Consider the following 10,331-nt stretch of genomic DNA (forward strand, 5'->3'; position numbering starts at 1 on the left):
GGACGACCTCTTCCCCGACTCCCGGTGCTCCCGGGGTCGCGCGTCGTCGTCGCCGGGATCCGCGGGGTGGAGGACAGCGAGGTCGCCGCGCTCGACCGTGCCGGCATCCGACACCTCGACGTCGACGCTGCGACGCCCGAGGCCCTCGCCGAGACCGTGGCGGCGACCGGGTCCGGATCGGTCTTCGTGCACGTCGACCTCGACGTGCTCGATCCCTCGGAGGTCGACGGCCTCCTCGAGCCGGTCCCCTTCGGACTCGACGGTGCCGGACTCGTGGCGCTGATCCAGGCGGCGACACGCGGCCGACGGCTCCTCGGCGCGGCACTCACGGGGTTCGCGCCCGTCGATCCCGACCGCGCGGTCGACGATCTCGGCGTGATCCTCCGTGCGGTCGGCGCCCTGGCGAACGCGGCGAAGACCCCCTGACCGGGCGCCGACACCCCGCTGTACTCCTCCCGCTCGGCATCCCGTCGGACGGGCCGCGTAGGTTGGCGGCATGACGGACTACGACCTCATCGTGATCGGCGCCGGCGCAGTCGGCGAGAACGTGGCGGACTACGCCCACAAGCGCGGGCTCTCGGTCGCGATCGTGGAGGCGGAGCTCGTCGGCGGCGAGTGCTCGTACTGGGCGTGCATGCCGTCGAAGGCGCTCCTCCGCAGCGGGCACGCGCTCGAGGCCGCCAAGCGCCTCGACGGCGCGGCACAGGCCGTCACGGGCTCCCTCGACGTCGCGCGGGTCCTCGCCCGCCGCAACTCGTTCACCTCGGACTGGAAGGACGACGGGCAGGTCGCGTGGCTCGAGTCCGCCGACATCGCGCTCATCCGCGGTTACGCGCGCATCACCGGCGCGAAGACGATCGAGGTGGACGGCGAGACGCACACGGCCCGCGCCGCCGTCGCCGTGGTCACGGGCTCGCTGCACACCCTGCCGGACGTCCCCGGGCTCGCCGAGGCAGCACCCTGGGGCACCCGTGAGGCGACGAGCGCCCAGCAGGTGCCGGAGAGCCTCCTCGTGATCGGCGGCGGGGTGTCCGGTTCGGAACTCGCGACCGCCTGGGCATCGCTCGGTGCGAAGGTCACCCTCGTCGCGCGGCACGGTCTGCTCGGCGGCATGGAGCCGTTCGCGGGAGAGCTCGTCGCCGACGCACTCCGGGCACGCGGCGTCGACGTCCGCACCGGCGTCAACCCCGTCCGGGTCGACCGCGACGAGCACGGTCTGGTCACGACGACGCTCGACGACGGCGAGGTCGTCATCACGAGCGAGGTCCTCGCCGCGACCGGCCGACGGGCCCACACCGCGGACCTCGGACTCGAGACGGTCGGGCTCGAACCGGGCGCGTGGCTCGACGTCGACGACACCATGCTGGTGCACGGCACCGACTGGCTCTACGCGGTCGGCGACGTCAACCACCGCGTGCTCCTGACGCACCAGGGCAAGTACCAGGCCCGTGCTGCCGGAGAGGCCATCGCGGCGCGGTACCAGGGCACACCGCTGCACACCGAGCCCTGGGGCGCCCACGTCGCGACCGCCGACCACGCCGCCGCACCGCAGGTGACCTTCACCGACCCCGAGGTCGCGAGCGTCGGGCTCACCGAGGCGAAGGCCCGTGAGCAGGGCATCGACGTCCGCACTGTCGAGTACGAGCTCGGGAACGTGGCCGGCGCCGCGCTCCAGGCCGACGGCTACACGGGTCGCGCGAACCTCGTCGTCGACGAGTCCCGCGGGGTCGTCGTGGGCGCGACGTTCGTCGGGCAGGACGTCGCCGAGATGCTGCACGCGGCGACCATCGCCGTCGTGGGCGAGGTGCCGATCGACCGGTTGTGGCACGCGGTCCCTGCCTACCCGACGATGAACGAGGTCTGGCTGCGGCTGCTCGAGACCTACGGCCGCCCGGCGTGAACCCCTTCGTCGACTCGGTCGTGTCGCGGGCAGGCTGGCTGTTCGCGACGGCGGTCGGGCTGGCGGTCGGTCTGCCCCTCTCCACGGACCCGTGCGCGTGGTCGACGGCCTCGTCGTGTGCTCCGGACTCCCCCGATGGGCCTTCCGTCGCGGCGGCACGTGCGTCGGCTCGGTGTACCTCACGCGCGACAACGACGGCGACCGGGTGCTCCGGCACGAACGGGTGCACGTGACGCAGTGGCGCCGGTACGGCTTGGCGATGCCGCTCCTCTACGCGATGGCGGGACGCGACCCGCTGCGCAACCGGTTCGAGGTCGAGGCCGGCCTCGAGGACGGCGGCTACGTCCGCTGAGCCGACCGCCCACCGGGCGCGGGGTCACACGACGGCGCACCACGCGCCTCCCGTCCGTCTGCCGTCGGCCGTGACACCCCGTCCGCGGCCCGCGCAACGGTCACGGGTGGTCGCTCCGCAAGCCCGCGACCGACACATCGTGACCGCTCGACAACGGTCCTGCGGGGAGTCGCGACCGCACGCCGAACACTCCGCTCGAGCACGCGCAACACGCCCTGCGCGTCACACCGCCGCGGGACCGCCGAGTTGCGCCGTCCGCGCAGTCGGTCGCAACACCCCGTCCGCGTCTCGCGGAACGGTCACAAGTGGTCGCTGCGCAAGCCCAGAACCGACATTTCGTGACCGCTCGGCGACCTTCGTGCGGGGAGTCGCGACGGATCACCGGCCGCTCGGGTGCGCCCAACGCGCTGCCCGCAACACGATGCGTGCGTCGCGCCGCGGTCGCAGAAGGGGCCGCGCGGCACGAACGTGAGCGGCACGTCACGCGACCAACCGCGTGCCGAGGCGCCTCAACGCGCCGCGTGAGCCGCCCGTCGGTCCCGCGGGGCGTCAGGCAGCCGGCCGCCGCGGGACGACCAGCGGCGTGCCCGTCTCGGGGTCGGGCACGACGACGCACGGCAGGCCGAACACGTCCTCCACGAGCGACGCCGTCAGCACCTCGGACGGGGTCCCCGCCGCGACGATCGAGCCCGCCCGCATGGCGACGAGGTGCGTCGCGTACCGGGCCGCCTGGTTGAGGTCGTGCAGCACCGCCACCACCGTCCGCCCCGCCCTGTGCAGCTCCGCGGCCAGCTCGAGCACGTCGTACTGGTGCGCGATGTCGAGGAACGTCGTCGGCTCGTCGAGCAGGACGATGTCGGTCTCCTGCGCGAGCACCATCGCGATCCACACCCGCTGCCGTTGCCCGCCCGAGAGCTCGTCGACGCTGCGGTCGGCGAGGGACACGGTGTCGGTCTGCTCCAGCGCGGCCTGCACGGCGGCCCGGTCCGAGCCGGACGACGGGTGCAGCAGGTCCTGGTGCGGGAACCGGCCGCGGGACACGAGGTCGCGGACGGTGATGCCGTCCGGTGCGATCGGCGTCTGCGGCAGCATCGCCACCCGTCGTGCCGCCGCCTTCGGACGGAGCGAGGAGATCGGCACGCCGTCGAGGTACACGGTGCCCGCGCTCGGCTTGAGCGTGCGCGCGAACGCCTTGAGGAGGGTCGACTTCCCGCACGCGTTCGGCCCGATGACCACCGTGAGCTCGCCGTCCGGGACGTCCACGTCGAGGGAGGACACGACCACGCGGTCGTCGTACGCGAGGGTCAGCCCACGGGCACCGAGTGCGGTCGTCGGCAGGGCGGTGGTCGGCACCGCCGTGGTCAATGCTCGGCCTTGCCGTTCCGCCAGTACCCCATGAACGCGACCTGCTTGCGGTCGAGACCGACACCTCGCACGAGGTGACGGCGGAGTTCCTTGACGCAGCCGGCCTCGCCCGCGATCCAGGCGTAGACCGGACGCTCGTCGACGGGGGCGGGGACCTCCCAGAGGACCTGCTCGTCGACGTCCACCTCGGTGAAGTCGGCGCTGTCGGCGCAGATCGCGGACGCGCCACCGGCCGTCGCCGTGACGGTCGAGGCCCACGCGTGCACCTGGTCGGTCATGCGGACACCGTGGGTCGCGCCGTTGCGCGCGATCCAGCGGACCTCGACCCCGGAGGGCGCGGTCACGGGCAGCCGGTCGGCGTCGGTGGGGACCTCGATGAAGACGTGGCCGACCGTGGCGACGTCGAGCGCCTCGAGGATGGCGCAGATGGCGGGCGCGGCGGTCTCGTCGCCGGCGAGCAGGATGCGGGTCGCGGTGCCCGGTGCGAACTCGGCGGCACCGGTCGGCAGCTCGTCCGGCGACTCGGGCACGCGCGGGCCGACGATGCGGAGTTCGTCGCCCACCCGGCAGTCGGACACCCAGCGCGAGGCGGGGCCGGCGTCGCCGTGCGCCACGAAGTCGATGTCGAGCTCGTGCGCGTCCGGACGGAAGGACCGCACCGTGTAGGTGCGGAGCGGGTTCCGCTGCTCGTCGGGCAGGGCACGCCAGGCGCCGTACCAGTCGCCGTCCTCCGGCAGCTCGGTGAAGCCGTGGCCGTCGATCGGCAGCATGACCTTGATCCGCTGGTCGAGCCCGACCGCGGAGAACTCCGCGAGCGCGTCACCCGTCAGCGTCACGCGCACGAAGTGCGGCGTGAGGGACGTGACGGCTGCCACGCGGACGGAGAAGATGCGGTACCGGGCTGCCACGAATCCAAGTATGGCATGCCTTACCTAACGCGACCAGGGTGCGTGGCGGTGGCAGGATCGTGCCGTGTCCGATCCCGCCCTGCCCGACCCGAACGACGAGTTCGCCGACCTCGCCGCGCTCGCGACCGCGAGCGGCGTGGCGGAGCCGCTCCGCGCCTCCAGGCAGGTGGTCCGGACCGCGGACGGGCACGACGTCTCCGCGATCCGCTGGGGCGACGGCCGGGAGGCACGGATCACCTACCTGCACGGGCTCGGCATCGACGCGCACAGCTTCGACCAGACGGCGATCGCCGTCGGCGCGCCGGCGGTCGCCCTCGACCTCCCCGGCCACGGCCGGTCGTCGTGGCGCGAGGACGCGGACTACGCCGCGAGTGCGACCGCACCGACGGTGCTGGCCGCGCTCGACGCCCTCGCCGTGCCGCCCGGGGTCCTCGTCGGGCACTCCCTCGGGGCGATCCTGGCCGCGCGTCTGGCCGCGACCGCGCCGGATCGCGTGACCGGACTCGTGCTCGTCGACATGTCGCCGGACTTCGCGCAGCGCGCCGTCGACCGGATCGCCCGCGCGCTCGAGGACGAGGAGCCGTTCGCGTCCCTGGACGAGGTCGTGGACCGCGCGGTCGAGGCACGCGTCGGGGACGACCGCGGGGTCCTGTTGCGCGAGGCACGGCACACCACCCGGCTCGGTGCGGACGGGCGACTCGTCCGACGCCACCACTTCCCGCACCTGGGGACCGGCCGGACCTCCTCCGTGGGGCGGTTCGCGGACGCCTGGCCGGACCTCGAGGCACTCGACGTGCCGATCCTGCTCGTGCGCGGCGACCGCGGCTACGTCTCCCCGAAGCTGCACGCGGGCTTCGCCGAGCGGCTGCCCGGAGCGCGCATCGTGACCGTCGAGTCGCGGCACGCCGTGCAGAACCAGGCGCCCCTCGAACTCGCCCGTGCGATCCGGGCATGGGCGGACGACCACGGATTCTTACACCCCGACGAGAAACCGTCGCAGGGCGACACCGCACGCCAGTAGTCTCGTGCGAGCGCCACGCGACGACCGTCGCCACGAGCGCCCGGAAGGAACCCACAACCCATGAGTCCGCTCCTCCCCCGCACCGCCGCGGCACGGCTCGCCGTCGTCGCGACTGCGGTGGCCGTCACCTCCGCACTCGCGCTGACCGGCTGCTCCGGATCGTCGACCGAACGCGGCGGCACCGACGCCACCGTGCGCGTCGGCCTGGTGCTCGAGCCCACGAGCCTCGACATCCGCACCCAGTCCGGTGCCGCGCTCGACCAGGTGCTCATCGACAACGTGTACCAGGGCCTGGTCGGGCGCACCGCCGACGGGGACGTCCGGGACGTGCTGGCCTCCTCGCACGAGGTCTCGTCGGACGGACGCACCTACACGTTCACGCTCCGCAAGGGCACGACGTTCCAGGACGGCAAGCCGGTCACCGCCGCAGACGTGGTGTGGTCGCTCGAGCAGGTCAAGTCGAACGACACGTACGTCGACTCCGCCAAGCTCGCCAACGTCTCGTCCATCACGTCCCCGTCCGCGGACACGGTGGTCCTGCAGCTCGCGAAGCCGGACTCGGACCTCCTCTGGAACCTCACCGGACGCGCCGGGCTGGTGCTCGAGAAGGCGGCGAAGAACGACCTGTCCGACTCGGCGAACGGCACGGGACCGTACGAGGTCGCCTCGTGGAAGCAGGGCGACTCGCTCACCTTCGACCGCAACGACGACTACTGGGGCACCAAGGCGAAGGTCGCGAAGATCGAGTTCCGGTACATCACGCAGCCGTCGACGGCCGTGAACGCCATGGCGAACGGCGACCTCGACGTGCAGACCGCCGTCGACGGCACGCTCGAGAGCCAGCTCGAGGGCAACCAGGACATCACGCTGCACACCGGCAAGACGACCGACAAGTACACCCTCGCGTTCAACGACGCGAAGGCGCCGTTCACCGACAAGCGCGTCCGCCAGGCGATCCGACAGGCCATCGACGCGAAGGCGATCATCAAGGCGATCGGCGGGACGGGTGTCGAGCAGGGCGGCCCGATCCCGGCCCTCGACCCCGGCTACCAGGACCTCACCTCGATCGACGCGTACGACCCCGCGAACGCGAAGAAGCTCCTCGCCGCAGCCGGGAAGCCGAAGCTCTCCCTCACGCTCACGTACGCGAACATCTACCCGACGACCATCGGCGACGTCCTGAAGTCGCAGCTCGCCGACGTCGGGATCACCCTGACCGTCAAGCGTGTCGACTTCGCCACCTGGCTCTCCACGGTGTTCCAGGCCCCGAAGTCCGGTGAGCGGACGTTCGACATGAGCCTGGTGGACCACGTCGAGGCGCGGGACTTCGGCAACTGGGCGAACCCGGACTACTACTTCGGGTACGACAACCAGGAGGTCCAGGACCTCTACGCGCAGTCCGTCGCCGCGACGAGCGAGTCGGCCAAGGTATCGGCGCTCGAGAAGGCCGCCCGGATCGTCTCCGAGGACGCCGCCGGCGAGTGGCTCTACACGTCGACGTCGATCACGGCGGTCCGGAAGGGCGTGACGGGGGTGCCGTTCAACGGGACGAACTCGCGTCTCGACCTGTCGGAGCTCGCGGTCGCGTGAGCGTCCTGCGCCGTCAGTAGCATCGTCACGTGACCCGGTTCCTGGTCGGGCGGCTGCTGCTGCTCGTCGTCGGCCTGCTCGTGGCGAGCATCATCGTGTTCGCCACGCTGCGCGTGCTGCCCGGCGACGTCGCGCAGATCGTCGCGGGGACGCAGGCGACACCGGCGCAGGTCGCGCAGCTCCGGCAGGAGCTCGGCCTCGACCGTCCCGTCGTCGTGCAGTACCTCGACTGGATCGGGGGACTCCTCCGCGGCGACCTCGGTCGGTCGCTCGTCACCGACGGTCCGGTCGCCCCGGAGCTCGTGCAGAAGCTCGCCGTCACGCTGCCCCTCGCCGGCATGGCGCTCGTCGCGGCGCTCGCGCTCGGGGTGCCACTCGGTGTGCTCGCCGCGGTGCTCCGGCGCCGTGCGGGGGGCGCGGTCATCGGGTTCGTCGCGCAGGCGGTCGCGGCCGTGCCGATCGTCTGGGCGGGCATGCTCCTCGTCGCGCTCTTCGCCGTCACCCTGCACTGGCTCCCCACCCAGGGCTTCCCGCTCGACGGGTGGGACGAACCCGGACGCGCGTTCTCGTCCCTCGTGCTCCCCGCCCTGACGATCGGGGCGGTCGAGGGTGCGGTCATCCTCCGGTTCACCCGGTCGGCCACGCTCGGTGTGCTCGGCGCGGACCACGTCCGGACCGCGGCGGCCATCGGCCTCACGCGGACGCAGTCGCTCCTCCGGCACGGGCTGCCGTCGGTCGCGCTGACCGTGCTCGCGGTGCTCGGCGTGCAGATCGCGGGTCTCCTCGTGGGCGCCGTCGTCGTGGAGCAGCTGTTCTCGCTCCCCGGCGTGGGCCGCATGCTGGTCACCGACGTCGGGCGCCGGGACGTCACGAAGGTGCAGTCCGAGCTGCTCGTGCTCACCGGGCTCGTGCTGCTCGTCGGGTTCGCGGTGGACGTCGTGCACCGGACGCTCGACCCCCGGCAGCGGGAGGCGTCGTCGTGATCCGTCGCCTGCTCGCCCGGCCGACCGGGGTGTTCGCCGTGGTCGTGCTCGGCCTCCTCGTCGTCCTCGCCGCACTGTCGCTCGTGTGGCTGCCGCAGGACCCGTTCCGCGCCGACCCGTTCCACCAGTGGGAGGGTCCGAGCACGGCGCACTGGTTCGGTACGGACGCCTCGGGACGGGACATCGCCAGCTGCCTGCTCGCCGGTACCCGGACCACGGTCGTCGTGGCCGTCGGCTCCGGAGTGATCGCGAGCCTCGTGGGCATCGTCCTCACCGCCGTCGGGTCGCTCACCGCACGGTGGGTCCGCGAGGGCACGGCGGTCCTGCTCGACATCCTCGTGGCGTTCCCGACGCTGCTGACCGCGATGCTCCTCACCGCGGTGTACGGCGGCTCGCTCGGCGTCGTGGTCGTCTCGGTCGGGCTGTCGTTCGGCGTCACGATCGCCCGGGTGGCCCGCGGCGAGATCCGGCGGATCGCGCGGAGCGACTACGTCGCCGCGGCACGGGCAGCGGGCGTCGGCCCGGGCGGCGTGCTCCTCCGGCACCTCGTCCCGAACGCCGCGCCGCTCTTCACCGTGCAGCTCTCGCTCGCGATGGCGACGGCGGTGCTCGCGGAGGCCGGCCTGTCGTACCTCGGCTACGGCGCCGGGTCGAACACCGCGTCCTGGGGCTCGCTGCTGTCGGACCTGCAGGCGTACATCGGCGTCCATCCGTGGAGCGCCACGTGGCCCGGTGCCTCGATCGCGCTGGTGGTCGCCGCGCTGTCCCTGCTCGGCGACGCCGTCCGGGACGCCTCCGACCCCCGCCTGACGACGAGCGACCGGGCAGCCGACGCCGGCGCGCACGCGGACGGCAGCCGCGCAGCGGGCGCCGCTCCGGGGGTGACCGCGTGACGGGCGGCACCGGCGGGCTCGAGGTGCGCGACCTCACGGTCCGCATCGCGGGACGGACGATCCTCGACCGTGTGACGTTCACCGTGCCTCCCGGCCGACGCCTGGGCGTCATCGGCGCCTCCGGCTCCCGGCAGTCGATGACCGCGCTCGCCCTGATGGGGCTCGAGCCCACGGGGGCGGTCGTCAGCGGGAGCATCCGCCTCGACGGCACCGAACTCGTCGGTCTGCCGGACCGGGAGCGTGCGCGCCACCGCGGCTCCGGCATCGGGATGGTGTTCCAGGAGCCGGGGACCGCCCTCGACCCGCTCCGTCGGGTCGGGTCGCAGATCGCGGAGCCACTCCGACTGCACCACGGCCTGGACCGCCGCGCAGCCGGTCGCCGGGCCCTCGCCCTCGCGGCGGACGTCGGCCTGCCCGACCCGGAGTCGCTCCTGCGGCAGTACCCGCACCAGCTGTCGGGCGGCCAGCGGCAGCGGGTCTGCATCGCGATGGCGGTCGCGGGTGAGCCGGCCTACCTCGTCGCGGATGAACCGACCACGGCGCTCGACGTCACCACCCAGGCGCGTATCCTCGACCTCTTCGAGGGGCTCCCCGCGGGCATGGTGTTCGTCACGCACGACCTCGCGGTCCTCGCGCGCATCGCCGACACCGCGGTCGTGCTCGACGCCGGTCGGGTCGTCGAACGCGGTTCGGTCGAGGACCTGTTGGCCTCGCCGCAGCACTCCGCGACCGCGGCGCTCGTGTCCGCAGCGCGGGCGACGGTCCGCCGCACTCCCGGAGGAGACCGGTGACCGCACTGCTCGAGGGGACCGGGCTGCACCGGCACTACCGACTCCCCCGCCGGGGCCCGTTCGAGCCCGGCCCGGTCCGCACCGCGGTCGACGGCGTCGACCTGGCGGTGACGGCCGGGGGTCGCCTCGGCATCGTGGGCGAGTCCGGCTCCGGCAAGTCCACCCTGGTCCGGCTGCTCGCCGGCCTGGAGGCACCGACTGCCGGCACCGTGACGGCCTCCGGGCGTCCGGTGGTCGCCTCCAGCTCCGCACGCGCCCTGCGCTGGTACCGTCGCGAGACCGGCGTGGTGTTCCAGGACCCGTACGCCTCGCTCGATCCGCGGATGCGGGTGGGGGCGATCGTCGCCGAACCCCTCCGGGCGCTCCGGGTGCCCGGGTCGCACGAGTCGCTCGTGGCCTCGGTCCTCGAGCGCGTCGACCTGCCCGCCGACGCCGCCACCCGGTACCCGCACGAGTTCTCCGGTGGGCAGCGGCAGCGGATCGCGATCGCGCGGGCCGTCGTGCACACGCCGCGCATCCTGTTCGGGG

10 protein-coding genes and 1 pseudogene are annotated in these 10,331 nt (G+C 73.3%); 9 read left to right on the top strand and 2 right to left on the bottom strand.

Translation table 11 applies throughout. The annotated features are described in order from the left end of the window. The 3 genes and pseudogenes from I59_RS00495 to I59_RS18760 form a co-directional block, all read left to right on the top strand. Positions 1-426: arginase family protein (locus tag I59_RS00495; protein WP_031272289.1), on the top strand; the 426-nt coding region annotated here is incomplete at its 5' end. A 70-nt stretch (positions 427-496) separates the two neighbouring features. Beyond that, positions 497-1,900, top strand: a complete 1,404-nt coding sequence (locus I59_RS00500; protein WP_022902196.1) for an NAD(P)/FAD-dependent oxidoreductase — start codon at positions 497-499, stop codon at positions 1,898-1,900. Beyond that, positions 1,897-2,252, top strand: a pseudogene (locus I59_RS18760) (Fe-S oxidoreductase). The gene I59_RS00500 and the pseudogene I59_RS18760 overlap by 4 nt, the downstream one beginning before the upstream one ends. Positions 2,253-2,801: 549 nt before the next feature. Here I59_RS18760 and I59_RS00510 read toward each other — a convergent pair. Then, positions 2,802-3,605 carry an ABC transporter ATP-binding protein gene (locus I59_RS00510; protein WP_148286031.1) on the bottom strand — a complete coding sequence of 268 codons (804 nt, stop codon included), beginning with the start codon at positions 3,603-3,605 and terminating at the stop codon, positions 2,802-2,804. An 8-nt stretch (positions 3,606-3,613) separates the two neighbouring features. After that, the gene (locus tag I59_RS00515) at positions 3,614-4,525 is read right to left on the bottom strand and encodes a siderophore-interacting protein (protein WP_022902198.1); all 912 of its coding nucleotides are present in this window, start codon (positions 4,523-4,525) and stop codon (positions 3,614-3,616) included. A 64-nt stretch (positions 4,526-4,589) separates the two neighbouring features. Here I59_RS00515 and I59_RS00520 point away from each other — a divergent pair, with 64 nt between their 5' ends. From I59_RS00520 to I59_RS00545, 6 genes are all read left to right on the top strand, one after another. Further along, positions 4,590-5,546 (top strand): alpha/beta fold hydrolase, encoded by a 957-nt coding sequence (locus I59_RS00520; RefSeq protein WP_022902199.1) that lies wholly within the window; start codon positions 4,590-4,592, stop codon positions 5,544-5,546. Positions 5,547-5,606: 60 nt separating this feature from the next. Then, the gene (locus tag I59_RS00525; protein WP_022902200.1) at positions 5,607-7,136 is read left to right on the top strand and encodes an ABC transporter substrate-binding protein; all 1,530 of its coding nucleotides are present in this window, start codon (positions 5,607-5,609) and stop codon (positions 7,134-7,136) included. A 29-nt stretch (positions 7,137-7,165) separates the two neighbouring features. Then, positions 7,166-8,119, top strand: a complete 954-nt coding sequence (locus I59_RS00530; RefSeq protein ID WP_022902201.1) for an ABC transporter permease — start codon at positions 7,166-7,168, stop codon at positions 8,117-8,119. Beyond that, positions 8,116-9,012, top strand: coding sequence for an ABC transporter permease (locus tag I59_RS00535; protein WP_022902202.1), 897 nt, complete (start codon positions 8,116-8,118; stop codon positions 9,010-9,012). The genes I59_RS00530 and I59_RS00535 overlap by 4 nt, the downstream gene beginning before the upstream one ends. Beyond that, a complete protein-coding gene (locus I59_RS00540; RefSeq protein WP_022902203.1) occupies positions 9,009-9,803 on the top strand; it encodes an ABC transporter ATP-binding protein in 795 nt (264 codons plus the stop codon). The genes I59_RS00535 and I59_RS00540 overlap by 4 nt, the downstream gene beginning before the upstream one ends. Beyond that, a partial coding sequence (locus I59_RS00545; protein ID WP_022902204.1) for an ATP-binding cassette domain-containing protein occupies positions 9,800-10,331 on the top strand: 532 nt, incomplete at its 3' end. The genes I59_RS00540 and I59_RS00545, both read left to right, overlap by 4 nt.

This window comes from Curtobacterium sp. B8, assembly GCF_000333315.1.
GTDB lineage: Bacteria > Actinomycetota > Actinomycetes > Actinomycetales > Microbacteriaceae > Curtobacterium > Curtobacterium luteum.